16 protein-coding genes and 1 pseudogene are annotated in these 18,705 nt (G+C 61.2%); all 17 read right to left on the bottom strand.

Going from position 1 to position 18,705, the window contains the following annotated elements:
* Positions 1 to 26: 26 nt before the first annotated feature.
* Positions 27 to 710, bottom strand: coding sequence for an SDR family oxidoreductase (locus tag G5575_RS15380; protein WP_164535096.1), 684 nt, complete (start codon positions 708 to 710; stop codon positions 27 to 29).
* Positions 703 to 1,113, bottom strand: a complete 411-nt coding sequence (locus G5575_RS15375) for a hypothetical protein (RefSeq protein WP_164535095.1) — start codon at positions 1,111 to 1,113, stop codon at positions 703 to 705. The genes G5575_RS15380 and G5575_RS15375 overlap by 8 nt, the downstream gene beginning before the upstream one ends.
* Positions 1,110 to 2,123: a hypothetical protein gene (locus G5575_RS15370; RefSeq protein ID WP_164535094.1), complete on the bottom strand. Its 1,014-nt coding sequence runs from the start codon at positions 2,121 to 2,123 to the stop codon at positions 1,110 to 1,112. Before G5575_RS15370 ends, G5575_RS15375 begins: the two co-directional genes overlap by 4 nt.
* Positions 2,120 to 3,196, bottom strand: coding sequence for a hypothetical protein (locus tag G5575_RS15365; protein ID WP_164535093.1), 1,077 nt, complete (start codon positions 3,194 to 3,196; stop codon positions 2,120 to 2,122). Before G5575_RS15365 ends, G5575_RS15370 begins: the two co-directional genes overlap by 4 nt.
* 1 nt (position 3,197) lies before the next feature.
* Complete coding sequence (locus G5575_RS15360) at positions 3,198 to 4,181, bottom strand: C-terminal binding protein (protein ID WP_164535092.1); 984 nt, start codon at positions 4,179 to 4,181, stop codon at positions 3,198 to 3,200.
* Positions 4,182 to 4,255: 74 nt separating this feature from the next.
* Positions 4,256 to 5,026, bottom strand: coding sequence for a FadR/GntR family transcriptional regulator (locus tag G5575_RS15355; protein ID WP_164535091.1), 771 nt, complete (start codon positions 5,024 to 5,026; stop codon positions 4,256 to 4,258).
* A 15-nt stretch (positions 5,027 to 5,041) separates the two neighbouring features.
* Complete coding sequence (locus G5575_RS15350) at positions 5,042 to 6,211, bottom strand: L-rhamnonate dehydratase (RefSeq protein WP_164535090.1); 1,170 nt, start codon at positions 6,209 to 6,211, stop codon at positions 5,042 to 5,044.
* Positions 6,212 to 6,223: 12 nt separating this feature from the next.
* Positions 6,224 to 7,120, bottom strand: coding sequence for a dihydrodipicolinate synthase family protein (locus tag G5575_RS15345; protein WP_164535089.1), 897 nt, complete (start codon positions 7,118 to 7,120; stop codon positions 6,224 to 6,226).
* Positions 7,121 to 7,123: 3 nt separating this feature from the next.
* Positions 7,124 to 8,398, bottom strand: coding sequence for a TRAP transporter large permease (locus G5575_RS15340; protein ID WP_164535088.1), 1,275 nt, complete (start codon positions 8,396 to 8,398; stop codon positions 7,124 to 7,126).
* Between the two features lie 76 nt (positions 8,399 to 8,474).
* Positions 8,475 to 8,900 (bottom strand): annotated as a pseudogene (locus G5575_RS22330) (TRAP transporter small permease); the annotation flags it as partial.
* A gap of 109 nt (positions 8,901 to 9,009) precedes the next feature.
* The gene (locus G5575_RS15330; RefSeq protein ID WP_164535087.1) at positions 9,010 to 10,020 is read right to left on the bottom strand and encodes a TRAP transporter substrate-binding protein; all 1,011 of its coding nucleotides are present in this window, start codon (positions 10,018 to 10,020) and stop codon (positions 9,010 to 9,012) included.
* 45 nt (positions 10,021 to 10,065) lie between these two features.
* Positions 10,066 to 11,250 (bottom strand): L-rhamnonate dehydratase, encoded by a 1,185-nt coding sequence (rhmD, locus tag G5575_RS15325; protein ID WP_164535086.1) that lies wholly within the window; start codon positions 11,248 to 11,250, stop codon positions 10,066 to 10,068.
* Between the two features lie 520 nt (positions 11,251 to 11,770).
* Positions 11,771 to 14,854: an alpha-mannosidase gene (locus tag G5575_RS15320; protein WP_164535085.1), complete on the bottom strand. Its 3,084-nt coding sequence runs from the start codon at positions 14,852 to 14,854 to the stop codon at positions 11,771 to 11,773.
* A gap of 47 nt (positions 14,855 to 14,901) precedes the next feature.
* The gene (locus G5575_RS15315; RefSeq protein WP_164535084.1) at positions 14,902 to 15,630 is read right to left on the bottom strand and encodes a FadR/GntR family transcriptional regulator; all 729 of its coding nucleotides are present in this window, start codon (positions 15,628 to 15,630) and stop codon (positions 14,902 to 14,904) included.
* A 55-nt stretch (positions 15,631 to 15,685) separates the two neighbouring features.
* Entirely contained in the window at positions 15,686 to 16,891 is a 1,206-nt protein-coding gene (locus tag G5575_RS15310) for an aminotransferase class V-fold PLP-dependent enzyme (protein WP_164535083.1), read from the bottom strand.
* Between the two features lie 2 nt (positions 16,892 to 16,893).
* On the bottom strand, positions 16,894 to 17,778 hold the full coding sequence (locus G5575_RS15305; protein WP_164535082.1) for an ABC transporter permease: 885 nt from the start codon (positions 17,776 to 17,778) through the stop codon (positions 16,894 to 16,896).
* Positions 17,775 to 18,704 carry an ABC transporter permease gene (locus tag G5575_RS15300; RefSeq protein ID WP_164535081.1) on the bottom strand — a complete coding sequence of 310 codons (930 nt, stop codon included), beginning with the start codon at positions 18,702 to 18,704 and terminating at the stop codon, positions 17,775 to 17,777. The genes G5575_RS15305 and G5575_RS15300 overlap by 4 nt, the downstream gene beginning before the upstream one ends.
* Position 18,705 lies beyond the last annotated feature (1 nt).

Here is an 18,705-nt window from a genome sequence, read left to right as displayed (position 1 = left end):
GGATGGACAATTCCTCGCCGCCCTTGTCACTCACTCCCTTCTGCGACGATCCAGCCGATGCACCGCCCCGGGAGATCGGGCGTCAACAGATCGTCGGCATCGATGCGCGCGATGGCGTTGTCGTAGGAAGCGCGCGCGCCCATCAGCATATCGGTCTTGACCGCGCCAGGTACGAAGCCATGGACGCGAATGCCGCGGCTTCCATATTCGATATGAAGGCTCTGCGTGAACATCAGTACCGCAGCCTTGGAGGCGCAATAGGCGCTCCAGCCCGGAACGGCGCGATGCGCGGCGCCGGATGACATATTGAGAATGACGCCCTCGCCGCGCGCCACCATGCCCGGCAGCACGGCGTGACAGGCGTTGAAAATCCCGCCGACATTTACGCCAAGTAGATCGGTCCAGGCTTTTGGATCGGCATCAGCGATCTCGGCGACGGGATCGATGATGCCCGCATTGTTGACCAATGCCGCCACCGGGCCGAACGCAGTTTCCGCGGTAGCAACAGCCCTGGCGATCGAAGCCGGGTCGGCAACATCGCAGGTCGTAACCATCAGATCAGGTGAATTGAGTTCGCGCTCCGCCTCGGCCAACGTCCCGGCAGAGCGGGCGGAAATGGCGACGGACCAGCCGCGGCCGAGCAGGTCACGGGCGGTTTCCAGCCCGATCCCGCGCGATCCGCCCGTGATGAAGGCAAGAGGTTTAGTCATGAGCTACAATCCTTGATGGGAGCTTGGCGAGGCGGGAAACCCAGGTGACCGCCTCAGCCAGGTGGCCGGCGCTAAGCGCCCCGTGATGAGTTGCGCCGGCGCCGATCCAGTTTTCCATGGCGAGGGTCGAGGGGCGTTTGGATGTCTGAAACCAAGCCTGCGTGATCTTGAGAGACGTTTGCGGCATGTCACCGACGCTGCCTTCCATCGCCAGAAGCGTCAAACGCTCCGAGTTGGTTCGGTCCAGCGTCACGGCCAGCATGGTGGCTGGGCCCTGACGCAGTTCATGCTGGAGCACGACACCAGGCACTTCGCGACCGGAATGATCGCGTGCTGGCCGGATGATCGACCGTCCACCCGGTGGCACCCAGCCCCAGTCGCCCTCTCCGGTATTGGCAATCAAAAAGCATCGCGCTGCCGGTCGATGGCATCGAGTTCGCAGTAAAGCGTCGCGCCACCCAGACTTCGCCCGATGAACATGGCGACAGCGGTGACCAGATCGCCCGTGGCACTGAAGGGCGTACCTGCGCTGGTCATCATGGTTGTCGCGAGGCAGCCGATTGCGCCCTGGCCTAGCCCGACGCCAAATGGGCCGCGGCAGGTCAGCGAGCCGCAGTCGACGTTCTGCTCGTCTGAAAGTTTCTGGAGTGCAATGGCAAGCCCGGCTGCGCGATCATGGTCCGGCGTGCGCTGCCACTCGGTGCCTTGCGGCATGATAGTGGGCAGGCGCTCAAAGAGCTGATCAATCTGCTGCGCCGTGACGCCTGCAACCCGCTCCGCCCAGTCCTCGAGCGGAATATCCACCAGCGTCATGTCACTGGCTTCCGCTTCTTGGGCATCGAGTCCGACATGATCGTAACCGCTCATTGGCAGGCCGAGCCTAGCGATGCGCAGACCTTTGAGCCGACGGGCGGTCGCGGCGGCGCGGACGGCCATAAGCAGGCGGGCGTGGAATTCGTCGTCGCTCAAAAACCCGACCAGCGTTACCGGCTCACGGCCTCGGCGGCGCATCAGGCTTTCCACCATGCTGGCACCGACATTGGCCGAATGCCGGCAAAGCTCGGCCATGGCGTACTCGGCGCTAATGCTTTCGAGCCCGTGGCTGCAGGCGATGATCACCGGTGCATCGGGCGCTGCCCCGATGACGCGCAACATGGGCCCGGGCGGCGTTGCCATGGTGGGAACAATCAGCAGCACGTCAGGTGCGAGCTGGCGAACTGCCTCGACCAGCCGCGCTTCGTCGGTTTCGTCGACGAGCAGGCCCAGATTGTGGATTTCTGCCTCGGCGTTCAGACCTGCAATGGTGTGATCGAGATGCGCTGTGCGGTCCCGCCGGCTGTCGGGACCCATAATGGGTTCGAAATATTGCATGAAGCCACCGATGGCGGCGATCCTTGGGCTCCGAGGGCTCATAGATGCAGGTCCCCGCGTTCGGCGGCATGTGCGGAGCCAAGGGGCACCGACGCATCGGGCTTGCGTGCACCCACCCGTCGATAGGCTTCCTCGGGAATATTGCGCGGGTCCTTGTAGACCGTCCAACTGCAGCGGCTTTCCCCTGTCAGCGGAAAGGTCGGCGGCTCCGTAACACGCACTGGATAGCCGAACTTCGCGATCGGCAGCGTCTCGTGGAGAATGCAGCAGTGGGCGCAGTAGCCGCAGACGCCCTGCTTGTTCCAGGTGAAATCGTGCGCTTCGGCAAGAACCGGAAAACCGATCGGCTCCTGCATGAGGGCGGGCAAGGCATCGCGGCTTTCGCCTTCGACCGAGCGTCCGCCGCTGCCGCAGGGAGCAAAGCTGATTGTGACAGCTTCATCGGTTTCAAGCCAATCGATGCTTCCGTCGCGTGCCGTGCCGCTCAGGTGCCCGTGGTGACCTTCAAAGCCCAGATAAGTCAGCAGCCAAGAGGCATCTTTCCAGTCCATCTCGCTGACATCGAAGCGACGGTAACGCTTGGTGAACCAGTCGCCGATAACCCAGCCTTCGTACATTTCTCGCAGGGCGATTTCGCCGAACGTGGTGACGATATGGCTGAAAAGTCCAGCCAGCTGGTCGACCTCGCAGTCATGCAACCGCCGCCAAAGCTCGTGTGTGCGGTCGAGCGCGTCGAGCCGCTGCTGGCTTGAACCGGAAACGGCGATCGCCTGAACATTGGCCTCGATATCCGACCACACCGCAGCGCGGTCACTGTTGACCAGCCGATGATAGGGCGCCAGACGTTCGCGGATATCGGCATGCGTGGCGTCGATATCTCCGTCTGTCTGGCCCTGATCACCCAGGTAGCGTTTGATGTCGAAAAACCACTGCGCATAGATATCGTAGATGACCCGCATTTCCGTGCGCAACATGCCGGTATGAGCAGCTATGGCGGCCTCATCGCCCTCGGCGATCAGGCGGCGTAGCAAGGGCACGGTGCCTTCGGAAAGACTTTGCCAGCCACCATCGCGGATCATCCGATCAAGGATCGGATGATGAACCAGTTCGGTCATTTTAAGCAGCTCGCTGCGGGATGCCCGGCACGGGGCGCCGCAATGGTCCGCCGGACAGCCAAGCGGCGATGTCGCCGGCGACGAGACCCTGCAACCGCCCGATGGCGCTTTCTGAATACCAAGCGACGTGCGGGGTAAGGAGCAGATTGGGGGCGGCGCGCAGAGGCGTGTCTGCCTGCAAGGGCTCGGTGTTGAACACATCGAGCGCGGCGCCACCAATGGTGCCACTGCTCAGCGCTGCGGCGAGCGCGGCCTCATCGATCAAGGCGCCGCGGGCGGTGTTGACGATAACAGCTTGGTTCTGCATGGACGAGAGGCGTTCGGCATTTACGAAAAACCGGGTCTGCTCATTGGCAGGTGCATGGAGGCAGATAGCGTCTGCGCTGCGGAACAAAGTCTGTGCATCCATGAGTTCGATCCCGAGGTCACGCGCCTGCTCCTGGGTGACCATAGGATCGGCGACGGCGAAGCGGAAGCCAAAGGCCTTAAGACGCGCATGAGTGAGCCGGCCGATATGGCCAAAGCCGAAAAACCCCACCAGCGCATCCTTGAAGGCCTTCATCGGCTTGGCGACACCGACTGCCTTCCACTCCCCTGCCCGCACCGAAGCGTCGAGCGCCGGCAATTTTCGCATCATGGCCAGGAGGCTTGCTGCAGTGTGATCGGCAACTTCGTCGGCGCAATAGTCGGGGACGTAGCTCACGGAAATGCCGAGTGCGCTGCAAGCGGCGACGTCGATATTGTCGTATCCAACGCCATAGCGAATAACGGCAGCGCCCGGCGCGAGGCGCGCGGCGGCTTCTGCGGTAAAGGGGGCGAACTGGACGACGGCTACCTTTGCGCCAGCCACGGCGTCAGCAACCTCATCGGCGGTGCGGCACTGGAAGGCGGCAAATTCGGCGCCAGCGCCTCGCGCAGCATCCTGCTCCTGATCGAGTGCGGGAAAGGTGTAGTCAGTGACGACGACCTTATCTGCTGTCGCCATGACAGGTCTCCTCCATGTAAAGTGGCCTAGCCACTTAATGGCTAGGCCACCACGGGGAGTGCGTCAAGCGCGATTTAGGTTGAACGCGTCGCCTTGGTGGTCTTGAGCACGTTGGCCATATGAGCCTGCATCGCCTTGCGCGCGGCTTCGGCGTTTTTGGCGCGCATGGCCGTGCAGATGTGCTGGTGATCTTCGATACTGCCGGCGATTACCGTCTCGCTTTCCGACGCGGTCTTGCGAAACTCCATGCCCAGCACGTTCATGCTGGTCGCTGCGCGCGCGAGGAACGGGTTGCCGCTCAATTCCGACAGCAGCCGGTGAAACTCGGTGTCGACAAGACGATATTCGGCGGGCCGGTTTATAGTGTTTTTCTGGTCCTCGATCAGGGCCTCGAGCCGGTCGATGTCTTCGGGCTTGGCGAGCACGGCGGCCAAGGCGGCGATCTCGCCTTCGATCACCGCGCGGGCCTGATAGAGTCCATCGACCTCTACTTCTTTGAGGGTCAGGAAAAACGACAGCGGCCCCAGAAGGTCAGCGGCTTCGAGTGCTGACACAAAGATTCCACCGCCATGGCGCGGATTGACCACGCCCAGGACCGCGAGGGCACGGATCGACTCTCGCATTGTAGGGCGGCTAACCTGAAACATTTCGGCCAGATCGCGCTCGCTGGGCAAGCGATCGCCGGGCTTGAGATCCCCAGTCTTGACCAGGGCAAGGAGGCGGTGAACGACTTTTTCGGACGCTCCTTCGCGCAAGATTGGTTCGATGTTGAGCCGCACGCCGGGCTCTACATCATCCCCCGATGCGCCTGCGGCCTTTAACGTCGACTGTTTTGCCCGTGCCATTTCGGCCCCTGGAAATTAGGTAATGCGGAATTGCGAAGCTAAGTCGGGCTTGATGGTCAACCCAAGTCCCGACCTGTTTTCCGGCAAGCTGACATAGCCATTTTCGGCTACCGGTTCGCCATCAAAAATATACCAGAAAAGCTCATTTCCCACTTCTACCGGTACTTTGGGGAAATATTCGGCCATGGGACAGGCGATGTTGGCCATGACCACGTGATAATTGTGCATCTGCCCGGCATGGGGAATGACGGCGATGTTGAACGCTTCGGCAAGCGCCACGATCTTTTGCGCCTGGCTGATGCCGCCGACGCGGTTGATATCGAATTGAATGATGTCCATAGCGTGATGTTCGATCACGTCGCGGAAGCCGCGCAGGGTGAACTCGTGTTCGCCCCCGCTGATTGGGATGATGTTTAGGGCGCGCAGTTCGGCATAACCGGTGACATCGTCGGCGATTAGCGGCTCTTCGAGCCAGCGCAAGTTGTATGGCGCGAGCAGCGGCAGCATCCGCTTGGCGTAATCGAGCGTCCAGCCCATATAGGCATCGGCCATGATCTCGACACTGTCACCGACCGTTTCGCGAACCGTCCGAACCAGATCGAGATTGCGCTTAATGCCTTCCAGCCCATCCTTGGGGCCCCAGCCGAAGCGCAGCTTCATCATCGAAAAGCCCTGTTGGCGATATGCGTCCGCCTCGGCGGCGAGGGTATCGAGCGGCTGCGCATAGAGACGGCTGGCATAGACGGGGATTTTGTCGCGGAGCGCACCGCCGAGCAGGCGAAAAACCGGCAGGTTGGCTTGTTTGCCCAGAATGTCCCAAAGCGCCAGATCGATCGCCGAAATGGCCGCCATGCCCGAGCCCTTGCGCCCGAAAGGCATGGTTTGCCGATACATGCGTTCCCACAAATAGGCGATATCGAGCGGGTTTTCGCCGATCAGGATGGGCGCCAGATGATGGTCGATGACGGCCTTGGTGACATGGGGCGACAGCGCGGCATTGCCGATGCCGAAGAGGCCGGTATCGGTCTCGATCTCCACCACGAGCCAGCCGAGAAAACTATAAGCGCCGATCGAGCTTGGTGTGCGGGTGAGGATGTCACCCGCTGTGGTGCAGAAATTGGCGTGAATGGGCACGACCGGGCCTGTCCACTCGTAAACCCGCGCTGAAACCTTCGTGATCTTCATGCTCGGCTCCGATCAAAAATAGGGTGGCAGGTCCGCCGACAACCGATCGGCGATGGCAAGGCCAAAAGGGTCGGGCGGGAGTGCCGGCTGCCGGTCATATACTGGGCCAAGACCCAGCCGCCTGGCAGCGACGCGTTTGCCGTAGCAGATGAAGGTCGAAAGGTTCTGCATGATGAAGACGATGAGCGGCAGCAACGAGCGATAAACCCGCTCGGCTTCCTCGGTGTCGCCCGTCTGCATCAGGCTAAATATGCGCGCCTGCACATCGAAACTGTCCATGCCCGGGATCACGCCGGCGCAGCCCGCTCGAAGATTGTCCGTCAGTTCGAGCCCGCCCCTGCCGTTGAAGACCGCAAGCTGGCCGCCGGCGGCGGCTTGGATCAGTTGGTGCACATAAAGCGCCGAACCCTCGGCCTTGATCATCCGCACATTGGGATGGGCTTCATTGAGGCGGAGGATGCCATCGAGCTCAAGGCTGGTCGGCAGATATTCTGGGGCGTTCTGGATGGCGACCGGCAGACCGACATTGTCGGCAACCGTGCCGTAGAAGGCGATCTGCTGACGCTCGTCCAGCACGGCGCCGGGTGGCGGCTGCAGGATGACCCAACTCGCTCCCGCCGATCGGGCGCGTTCGACGGCAGCGATTGCAGTGGGAACATCGGGCTCCACTATGGTCACCACCAGCGGCAGCTGGCCGCCCAGTTCGTCGGATGCCCAGCCTAACAGATCAATGCGCTCTTTGGCCGAAAGCTTGCCAACCTCGGTACCCAGTCCCAGCGCAGCGAGACCATGCGCGCCGTGAGCCATTGCCGCCTGCACCTGCAGGCGGATGGCCCTCTCGTTGAGACGGCCATCCTCTCTGAAGAAGGCATAGAGCATGGGAAAGATGCCTGAGGATGCGGATTGCATTACTCAATCCATCAAAGACGGCAGCCACAGCGACAGCGCCGGAATATAGGCCACAAGGAATGTTACGACGAGCCACCACGCCATGAAGGGCACCAGCATCGCGATGGACTTGCCGTATTCCAGATTCGCCATTCGGGCTGCGATCATCGCCAGCACGCCTATAGGAGGCGTCAGTGAGCCGAGCACCAACATCATGATTGCGGACATGCCGAATTGGATTTCGTCGATCCCGTAATGGGCCAGAGCCGGGCTGATCACGGGGACGATCATGATCAGGGCCGGAATTGGCTCCATGGGCAGGCCAAGGATGAAGAGGCCCACCATGATCAGAAACATCGCCATGTTTGGATCGTCGGTCAGGCTTAACAGGGTAGACAGCGTTGCCTGGGCAAAGCCGCCGCTGATCAGCACGTAGCTGAACACCGAGGCGCCTCCGAGGGTGATCAACGCCGTTGCCGTTGTGAGCGAGGCCGATTGCAGCAGGGTGTAGGTGCCGCCTGCAGACAAGCGCCGGCCAACCACGCCATAGATCAGGGCATAGAGCGCAGCGATGGCGCCGGCTTCGGTGGGTGTGAAGACGCCGCCTAGAATACCGCCAAGGATGATCACTGGGACCATCAATGCCGGTGCGGCCTTTATCCCGGCCTTTCGGACTTCGGCAGGAGAGGCCTTGGGTTGTGGCTTGGCGCCCGCTTTGTCAGCCAATACGCGGGCAAGCACCATGATGCCAAGGCCGGCGATAATACCCGGAATAATGCCGGCCACAAACAGCTTGCCGATCGAGACACCAGTCAGTGAGCCATAGATGACGGCAACGATGCTGGGCGGAAGGATAGGACCGAGCAAGGCGGCGCTCGACAGCACAGCGACTGAATAATCCTTGCGGTAGCCCTCCTTTTCCATCGAGGGCAACATGATGCTGCCCACCGCCACCAGATCGGCGACGGCTGAGCCGGACAGCGCCGACATGAACATGTTGGAGACGACGCTGGCCTGGGCGAGGCCACCCTTGAGATGGCCGACACCGGCGCGGCTGAACGCCACGATCCGCTCGGTAATGCCGCCCTGGCTCATCAGTTCGCCGGCCAACACGAAAAGCGGCACGGCGAGTAGCGTAAAACTGTCGAGCGAAGAAAACATGCGCTGCGGCAGGACGAGCAGCGAAATATCGCTGGCGGCCGCGAGCGCAATGACGCCGGAAAGGCCCATAGCGAAGGCAATAGGAATGCCCAGAACCAGAAACAGCGTGAAGGTGATAAGAAGCGTAGCGATCATCATCGGCGTCAGCTCCTATCGTCCATGGGATCGAGACGGAGGTCGGTGCCGTCGATAAAGTGCACGAGTGCAAAAAGGCGATGAGCACCGCGCCGACGGGCATGGCGCTATAGACGGCCCACATGGGGATATCGGCGGCGGGTGAGGTCATGCGCGTGGTCCGGAGCACCAGCTGCAATCCATACCAGGCAAGATATCCGCAAAATACGATCGTACCGGCCAAGGACACGCGCGATAGCACACGACGGCCACGATCCCCCACATGATTGTCGAGTGGGTTGAGCGTGATGTGAAGTCCGCGATCGGTGGCGACGGCAGAGCCGAGCATAACGGTCCAGAGCAGCATGAACTGCACCAGCTCTTCGGACCAGGTCAGCGAAGAATTGAGGAAGTACCGAAAAAACACCTGGACACAGATCAGGATCGAATAGCCGGCAACGCCCAGCGCGCACACCAATTCCACGAACAGGCGCAGCCCCACCACGGGTAGGCTGAGGCCGACCATGCGCCGCTCAACCTTGGGAAGAATTGGAGTCGGTTCAAATGTCATGCGGGGCTCCCTTGCATGAAGTCGGTGCTGATCCCGGCGCCTGGGCGCCGGGAGGCGTTGGGAGTTAGCTGACCGCCTGGACGCGGTCGATCCAGGCGCGCATGTCACCATCGGCAGCGGCGTCCATTTCTTCCCAGACCGGCACAAGCGCTTCGCGGAAAGCGTCGCGGTCGGGTTCGGCATTGGCTTGAAGCGCAGCTGCAAGCTCATCCCAGAACTTGCCGCCATTTTCGATGGAGCCCGTATTGAACTCGTCGACAGCGATCGTCGCTGCTTCGCGCACGGCCGCCTGCTCTTCGGCGCTCAGTCCATCCATTGCCATGGCGCTGGCAACCAGGTTCACGTCCGTCATGATGTGGTTGGTGCGCGAGGCGTGGCCGGTTACTTCCTGGATCTTGCCCACGAACAGACCTTCGGAGGGGTTTTCGACCCCGTCGATGACGCCGGTCTGCAGCGCGGTATAGACTTCGCCCCAGGCCATTGGTGTCGGATTGGCGCCGAGCTTGTTGAAGGCCGAGATATAGACTGGGACTTCGGGAACGCGCACCTTTAAGCCGGCCAGATCGGCCGGCTCGTTGATGGCGCGCTCGCGCGTGGCCATGACGCGGAAGCCGGCGATGCCATAGCCAAGCGCTTCAAGGCTTAGCGTGTCGCGCATCTCGGTGCCCAAGTCCGCGCCAATCTCGCTCTTGAACACGGCGAGCGCATGAGCTTCGTCGCGGAACAGGAATGGCAGGCTGATAAAGCCCATCGGCTTGATCCAGTTGGCGAGCGTACCGAAATCGGTCCAGACGAAATCGACAGTGCCGATCTGGGCGGCTTCCGCCCCCTGGCGCAAGCCAGCGAGCTGGCCTGCTGGAAACACTTCCACTGACAGCGCGCCGCCGGTCTTTTCAGCAACCAGCGCACCGAAGCGCTTGGAGGCGACGTCGACCAGATGGTCGGGCGCCAGATGGTGCGACAAGCGAAGGGTGCGGCCCTGGGCACGGGCGATATGGGGCATGCCAAGCATGGTCATGCCTGCAATCCCGGCTGCGCCGGCCTTGATGAATGTGCGGCGTGAAAAGGTGTTCATTTGGTTCCTCCCTTTAAACATGGCGATATTTCGTGCAGGCCAGCTCTAGTCGAACTGCACGAGATGGGTTGCGTCGCGATCCAGCTCGAGACCGAAACCGGGCTCATCGCTTAGGGTTATGCGACCGTTTTCTGGAATGACTTCGTTGGTGAACATCGTGCCGAAAACCGGCGTCACTGAGCGGCCATCTGGGCTGATATTGATGTATTCGCAGAAGATGGCCTGAGGCTGGGTTATCGAGAAATGGTAGCTGTAGGCACCTGATCCGTGTGGCACGACGGGGATGTCATAAGCATTGGCGAGAGCTGCAACACGGATCAGTTCGGTCAGCCCGCCTAGCCACATGAGGTCGGGCTGGATGATGTCGACAGCGCGATTGACCACCAGATTGCGGAAGCCGTAGCGGGTATATTCGTGCTCGCCCGTGGTCCAGCGCATCCAGGGACAGGCAGCCTTGAGCAGCTTGTGGCCGTCGAAATCATCGGGGTGGAGCGCTTCTTCGATCCAGTAAACATCGAAGCGGCGCGTTTTCTCGGCCAGTTCGATGGCGTAGGGCACGTCGAGTGACATATAGCAGTCGATCATGATCGGAAAATCGGGACCAACAGCATCACGCACTGCGGCGACACGCTCGACGTTGCGGCGCATGCCGGCGGGGCCATCCATCGGACCTTCGGGCAGCGGGATCTTGCCGCCGAAAAAGCCCAACTCCTGGTAAACGGTCGGCTCCGGGCCGGTGCAGTATAGTGTCAACTCATCGCGCACCGCCCCACCGATCATTTTGTAGACCGGCTCACCGCGCAGCTTGCCCAATAGGTCCCAAAGCGCCAGGTCCACTACGCTGATTGCCGTCATGGTCAGGCCCTTACGGCCATAAAACATCGAGGCGCGAAACATCTGATCCCAGATGCGTGCCGTATCGCGCGGATCGCTGCCGATCAGAAACCGTTCGAAATGCCGCTTGATCAGGAAGCAGGCTGGCTCGCCGCCCATGCCGGTGGCGACGCCAATGGTGCCGTCAGCCGCCTCGATCTCAACTACCAAACTGCCAAGAACCCCGATGCCCCAACTGGTGCGGCTTTCGCGATACTTTGCGTGGCCGGACATCGGGTTCGAAATGAGGGTGTCTGAGATCCAGTGGCCCTCTTGACGCCTGTGGTAGTCACCGCCGGTGTCCCCCGCTTCGACAAGGTACGCACGAACAGCGGCAACGACAAAAGCACCCGACATAGACCAAGCCTCCAAGTGGCCTGTCCACTTTCATTCCTGCATTGAGTAATGTCAAGTTTCGTTGTTTGGGGTGACTTCGACTGGCGAAAAGAGCGGCTTTCTGATGCCGAAGCGAGGAGTCTCGCGTGCTGGCATAGTGCCTTAAAGAACGGCGACGCGCTTTTCGCGTGCTGCAAATTTGAGAACTGGATGGCGTTTAGGGCAGCGGTTGACGGTGGGAGCTTTGTGTGGAAACTTCCACACAGTCTTACACACAACCTTCCACACGAGCGTCTGCGGGTCGAATTTTCTTAAGCAAAATCAGTGACTTACAACGGCGTCCTATTCCTACATGGAATCCAGGTTCCCCAGCCAAAATCTTCAAGGCTAAGATGAGAGTTGGGCGCGACAACTTCTTTCGAAAGAAGTTCCTGTCGCTTCGATGCCTGGCAGAAACTTAGACGCAATGTAGCGGACTCACTCATCCGTTGATCTATCCCTCTGATTGTTCGAGGGCGTCAGCTAGAAAAATTGCATAAGCCTAGAAGCGTACCGAGCGAAGCTCGAAGGGGCGTATATCAGCGTTAGGGATGCCGTCGACAACCGTTTCGAGACCGTTGACGCACACGCCTGCATCCGGAAGCTGCAGGTCGAACTTTCCACGTCGGCCCGCCGCTTCCGAAAACCGCAGCACATGCCCGCTGCCATCCTCGGCACGTTTAAGGGCATGGACGCGCAGTTGCTGGCCGTTCCAGCTCAGAGGCTGGATGCTATAGGCGCGGTCGGCGGTGGCGGGCACAAAGCGCAGGGGATCGGTGACGAGATCAGCCTCCGACTGAACCGCTTCGCTCCACCAGCGCCCGTCATGCGGAAGGATCGAATAGGTGAAGTGCTGGTGACCTTCGTCGGCCAGCATGTCGGGATAAAGGGGACCGCGTACCAGGCTTAGGGTCAGGCGGTTGCGCTTGGCCGAAAAGCCATACTTGTCCGAAGACAGCAGCGCCACGCCGCGGTCGGTTTCCGCCAGCGACACGAACCGGTGCCCGCATGCTTCGAATTGCGCCTTCTGCCAGGACGTATTGTCATGCGTGGACCGACTGGTGATGCCGATCGCCTGATCGAATTGCGCGTCGTTGGCAAGAATATCGAGATCGAAGTCGGCGCGGAGATAGGTTCGGCGGTCGTGCCAATCGAGATCGGTAACGATGTCGAGCCGCGGGCTATTGCTCCACAGCCGCAGCTTCTGTGCGATCCTGCTGGCACCAAATCGGCGCACCACCGTGATCTCAGCCAGATGCGGGCCTTCCGCGGTGACCTCCATCCGATCCAAAGCCGTTATCTCTTCCTCGCCCAGCTCAAATCCCGGTTCGATATCCCAGGCGTCGAAGCGACGCGGCAAATCGTTGCGGTAGGCGAGTAGACGATTGCCCGGTCCGCGCAGCATCTCGCTGCCGCTGCGCTTGTCGAAAAGGCTGGCGATACGTCCGGCGTCATCAAGGGCTATGCGCACCAGCGCGTTTTCCAGGGTCCGATCGCTGACGCGGACTCCGGCTGGCGCGGCCGCTTCGACAAAGCTGACCGAGAGCGGCGGCAAGGGCTGATCAATCGTGACGACAAAACCGCCATCGATCGCTTGCGGCTGAAGCGCTTCGGGCAAGGGTTCGACGGACTGGATTTGCCAGTGCGTTTTTGCCGAGCCCGAAATGTTGGCGACGGCGAGCCCGCTTCTTCCCCCTGCCCCTTGCTGGGCACTGGCAATTGCCAGGAGGTTAGCCTGCGCGGCGCCTTCGGCCAGGCGGCAAACACCCGCAAGCTCGGCTTCGGTCTGCTCCGACACTTCGCGCACCGAGCTGCCGGGCAGGATGTCATGGAACTGGTTGCGCAAGGTCAGCACCCAGGCCTCGGAGAGATCGGTCTTGATGGCTGCTGCACCCGACAATTGAGCCAGGCTCTCGAGTGCTTCGGCGGCGACAAGGGCAAACTCGGACCGGCGATTGAGTTGCTTGATCCGACCCTGCGACGTGAGGGTCGCCCGGTGATATTCGAGATACATTTCCCCGCTCCAGCGCGGCAGATTTGTGCCTTCCAGATCGGCGCGAAGCGCATCGAGATGCTGCTGAATATTGCCGTGCCGGACCGTCGGGATCTGGGGAAGAAGATTTATCAGCGGGACATTTTCGATCTGATCCGGGTCGGGCCCACCGCCACCATCTCCCCAGCCATAGGTCGCGATAACAGTATCGGTGAGGTCCTTGGTCGTGTGCTTGCCCCATACTTCGGCCAGAGCGCCAGGGGTCATCCACATGTTGTAGCCGTCGCTGTCGAAGGCATCATAGGTGTGGGTCAGAACTTCCGAGCCGTCATTGCCGGACCAGATGAAGAGATTGTCCGGCAAGGGATTGGTCTCGTTCCATGTGACCTTGATCGTGACCAAGGCGTCGATGCCGGCATGGCGCATGATTTGCGGCATCGCGCCGGTAAAGCCGAAGGTATCAGGCAGCCAGGCGGTGCGGCTAGGCTGGCCGAAATAGCGCACGAAGTCCTGTTGCCCGAGCAGGAACTGCCGCAGAAAGGCTTCTGCCGAGGGCATATTGGTATCGCATTCGATCAGCATACCGCCGATCGGCTCCCACCGCCCCTTCTTGGCCCAGGCCTGGATTTGAGCGAGCAAGGCCGGATCGTCTTCTTCGATATGGCGGTAGAACAGCGAAGACGATTGGAGAAAGGTAAAATCCTTTTGCCCCTTTAGCAGCGCATTGACGTTGCTGAAGGTGCGGTGAATCTTGCGCACCGTTTCCGGCTGGGGCCAGAGCCAGGCATAGTCGATATGGGCATGGCCAGTGATCAGCACATTGCCCTGCTTGGGATAAGCCTGGCGCAGAACTGCCAGTTCCCCATCAATCGTCGCCACGGCATCATCGACCGAGCGCAGCGCTTGGTGCGGGATTTCGGCCGGTTCGTTCGTGGGCTCGAAACTACGTTCCCAGATAGTGTTTGCCCATGATGTATCGGCAAGGCGCGGCCCGACATCGCTGGTCGCGGTGGGAAGGCGCAATCGGGCCAGCCCAATTTCAGCCGCTTCGCACAGCGCGCGGGCCAATTCAGGCGACTTCACGGCGTTGGTGGCGTCGAGCAGCACGGCGATCCGGCGCTGCAGGGCACGCACCTGCGGGTAGAAGGAAATCAGCTCGGCGCGATGCAGCCGCGGGTCGCGCTGCGGAATGCCAAAGAGGCTTCGTGCCGCAACTTCCGCATAGATTGTGAAAGCGCGTTCAGGTACCGGTTGAAAGCGGGGATGGCGCGGATTGGCGCCGAATGCTTCGATCGGTTCGCCATTTTTGTCGAGCAGTCGAACCAGCGCTTCGCCGCCAAAGTCAAGACGCAGTTCGACGTCGAATCCGCGGGCATTATCGAGAAGAGCGCTACGGAAATGATGGATGCCGATGCGATCGTCCCAAGCGCCGCCGATCTCGATCGGACGCCATTCCCCTTGCGGCGAGCGCGTCTGCCAACCGCCGATCGGATAACGGCGCCGGATTTCCCAGGCGAGCAATTCCTCACTCCAGGCCGCGAGGTGCGCCTGCAATTCTTTTATAGGACGCTGGCGGTCGCGATAGGAACGCATGGCTGATATCCTTCAGTGCTCGTCACGGATCAACGCTGACGACCCGATTAACGAAGGCGGTTGTCACCATCGATGATGGCCTGGACCTCGCGTTCGACCACATCGATGATGCGGCCGATGGCGTCGGCGGCGCCGTGCGGGCTTTCCGCCAAAATCGCGTCTGCCAGGTCGCGGTGGAACGGAAAGGAGTCGAGGCCGAAGACGTCGGCGGAGAATGGCGAGGTACCGCCCCGTTCGAGGGCATGGTCGAGATTGACGAGCAACTGCCCGTACATTGGATTGCCCGAAGCATCGTAGATGGCGCCATGGAAGGCGTGGTCGGCCTTGCGCCAGGGGCGGCCGGAATCGACCTCGACGAGGAGCACGTCGCAGAGCCGAGAGATTTCCTGACGCTGCTCGCGGGTCGCCTTGATCGTAGCCTTGCGCACCACGTCGTTTTCGAGCGTGCGGCGGATCTCGAGGAGACGCAGCAGCGCCTCGCCCTCGAGCCGCACCATGGTTGGCACAAGGCCCCGGGAGGTCTGGACGCGCGCCGAAAGATAGGTGCCGTCGCCACGGCGGCGGCGGATGATGCCGAGCCCTTCCCAGCGATTGAGCGCCTCGCGAATGGTGGAACGGCCGACGCCGAGGGTTGCGGCAAGGGAGACTTCGGGCGGCAGGCGATCACCGATCTTGAGGCCGGAGCGTTCGACCATGTCGGCCAGCGCATCGAGCACCGCCACGCCACGCGTGCGGGTTTCGAGCGGCTCGAGATAATCGAGGGCAGCCTGGCTCACAGTGTCATGTCTCCAGTGTGGTGCCGCCACCTTTCACCACAGTTTGCACTCGTTGTCAGCCTAGGCGTGCCGCAAGCCCCTGCGACGATCCGAGGCCGAGAAGTTTGGAGAGAGCGTCGATCAGCTTGTCCATCTGTGGGCGGGAATTGTAGCCCTGAACCGACAGGCGGGCGATATGATGGTCCTGCCATTTGAACACCGGAATCTCGACGCGATAGCGGTCGAACAGCAGCTTGTGGATCTCGGCCGTGTCGCATTCCGGGATCGGCATGGCGACCATTTGCGGCGCAGAAAACTCTGGGCTGCTGAGGGGTGCAAGGCCTGTAAGCTCGCCGAGGCGGCGGGCCGTATCCTGTGCCAATTGGCGGCAGTGATCCTGTATGGCAGGCCAGTCGTTGTCGCGGCGATATTGGATGGCGGCCGGAACGGTCAGCCAGGCCGAGGGGTCGCGCGTGCCCTGCACTTCAATGCCGTCGATAAAGGGGGAATTGCCAAAGGCGCCGAGCGCGTCTGGCTCTTTGGATTTCTTGGTCCATCCATGGCTGATGACGAGCGGGTCGAGCAGCCCCTGCACCTCTGGACGCGCGTAAAGAAAGGCGGAGCCCTTGGGGGTCATCATCCACTTGTGGCAATTGCCGGAATAAAAATCGGCACCGAATGCATCGAGCGAGAGCGGGATATGTCCGGGCGTATGGGCGCCATCGATGACCGACCAGATCCCGCGCTTGCGCGCTTCCGAAATCGACCGCTCGATGGGAAAGACCAGCGCGGTCGGCGAGGTGATGTGGCTGAGGAACAGAACCTTGGTGCGATCGGTCATGCCGGCGACGATGGCTTCGGTGAAGGCTTCCTCGGACACCAGCGGCATCGGCACCTTGACGACGACCACTTCGGCACCGGTCTTGCGGCAGACGTAGGCCCAGGTCTTTTCGAGCGCTGAATATTCGTGGTCGGTGGTGAGGATCTGGTCACCGGGTTTGAGCGGCAGGGATTGGGCGACGATGTTGAGGCCGCTCGTGGCGTTGATGACGGCAGCGATATTGGTCGGCGCTGCCCCAAGTTCGGCGGCGACGGCTTCGCGGGGAACACGCATGAGATCATTAAGGCGGCGGCCGAGGAACTCGACCGGTTCGCTTTCCAGTTCGAGCTGAAAGGCCTGGTAGGTTTCAAAGACCGGACGTGGACAGGCGCCGAACGAGCCGTGATTGAGAAAAGTCACGTCCTCGCGGAGGAGAAACTGACGGGCGAGATTGTCGGACACGTTTAGCGGCCTTTCAGGGTCGGATCGAGCGCATCGCGCAGGCCATCGCCGAACAGCGAGGTCGCGAGCACTGTGATGGCGAGCGCGGCAGTGGGGAAGACGGCCAGATGCCAATAGAAGAACATGAAGTCGATGCCCTCGTTGATCATCTGTCCCCAGGTCGGTGTCGGCGGGGGAACGCCGACGCCGAGAAAGCTGAGCGAGGCTTCAAGCATCATGGCGAGCGGAATGGCGAGCACGAAGCCGATGATGATCGGGCTGATCGAATTGGGGATCAGGTGGCGTCGGATAATGTACCAGGGCGAAGCGCCGAGCGCCTGGGCGGCGCGCACGAATTCCTTTTCGCGGAAGGATTTCACCTGCGCCCGCACGAGGAGACAGACCTGTACCCAGCCGAATAGCGCCGCGATGAAGACGATGGTACCATAGCCGCCGCGGGTGATTGCACCGAGAAGCAATGCGGCGAGAAGCGGAGGAACAACCGAGAAAATCTCGATGATCCGCATGATCACCCAATCGGTCCGGCCACCGAAATAGCCCGCCAGCGCCCCGAGCGGAATGCCGACAAGCAGGCTGAAGAGCGCCGCGGTAAAGCCGATGGTCAGCGAGACGCGCGAGCCATAGACGATGCGCGAATAAAAATCGCGGCCGAGATTGTCGACGCCGAACCAATGCTGCGCCGAGGGGAAGGCCAGGGCCTCCGTGAGGAAGCTTTGAGCCTCAGGGTTATAGGGCGTGATGATCGGCGCGAAGATCGCCATCAGGATAAGCACGGCCAGTGTCGCGCCGCCCACAACTGCCGCCTTGTTGGAAAGGAACCGGCGCCAGGCGAACCAGAGCGGGCTGCGTATGCGGGCAATGGGTGCCGGTGCGGTAAGGTTGGTCATTCGGCGCCTCCTACACGGATGCGCGGGTTCAGCAACGCATAGGCAATGTCGGAGAGGAGGTAGGCGAGGCAATACATGAAGGTGATCAGCAGCATCAGCGCCATTTGCAGCGTATAATCGCGCACCTCGATGGAGGAAACGAAGTAGGCACCCAGCCCCGGCACGCGGAACATGGCTTCGACGAAGATCGAGCCAGTGGCAGTGCCGATGAACATAGGCAGGAACACCGTCACCAGCGGAATCGCCGAATTGCGCATTACGTGCTGAAAGATGATGCGGCGCTCGCTCAGACCCTTGGCGCGGAGCACGGTGACGAAAGGCCGGTTAAGCGTATCGAGCACGGCCGAGCGCGTATAGCGCGCATAGGTCGCGAGCGGGATTGCGGCATAACAGGCGATGGGCAGGATCCAGCGGTTTGGCTGCGGCCAGCCGCTTGCCGGCAACCAGTTGAGCCAGACGGCGAAGATCAGGATCAGCAGCATCGAGGTGACGAAGACCGGGATGGTGAGCCCGAGCGTCGCCACGGTCGACGCAACATAATCGATCCACGAATTGCGATTGAGCGCGGCTGCCATGCCGAGCAGGATGCCGAGCGGTGCGCCGATCAAGACGCCGGAGCCACCGAGGATAAGGCTCGGCACCCAGGCGCGGGAAATCAGCTGCACCACCGTCTCGCCCGGGCTTTGGAACGGTACGCCGAAATCAAGATGCAGCACGCCCCACATGTAGTTGAGATATTGAACATGCAGTGGCTGATCGAGGCCCCACTGCGCCATCATCCTGGCGCGGACGGCCTCAGACACTGGCATGTCATTGGCATCGAACGGACCGCCGGGGACGGAATGCATCATCAAGAAGATGATGATCGACACAACGATGAAGGTGAAGGCGACCGAGAGAATGCGGCGGAGGATATGGGCAAGCATT

The sequence above is a fragment of the Devosia aurantiaca genome (assembly GCF_011058215.1).
Taxonomy (GTDB): Bacteria; Pseudomonadota; Alphaproteobacteria; order Rhizobiales; family Devosiaceae; genus Devosia; species Devosia aurantiaca.
The sequence above is the reverse complement of the archived record's forward strand: the minus strand, read 5'-3'. Positions and strand labels throughout refer to the sequence as shown.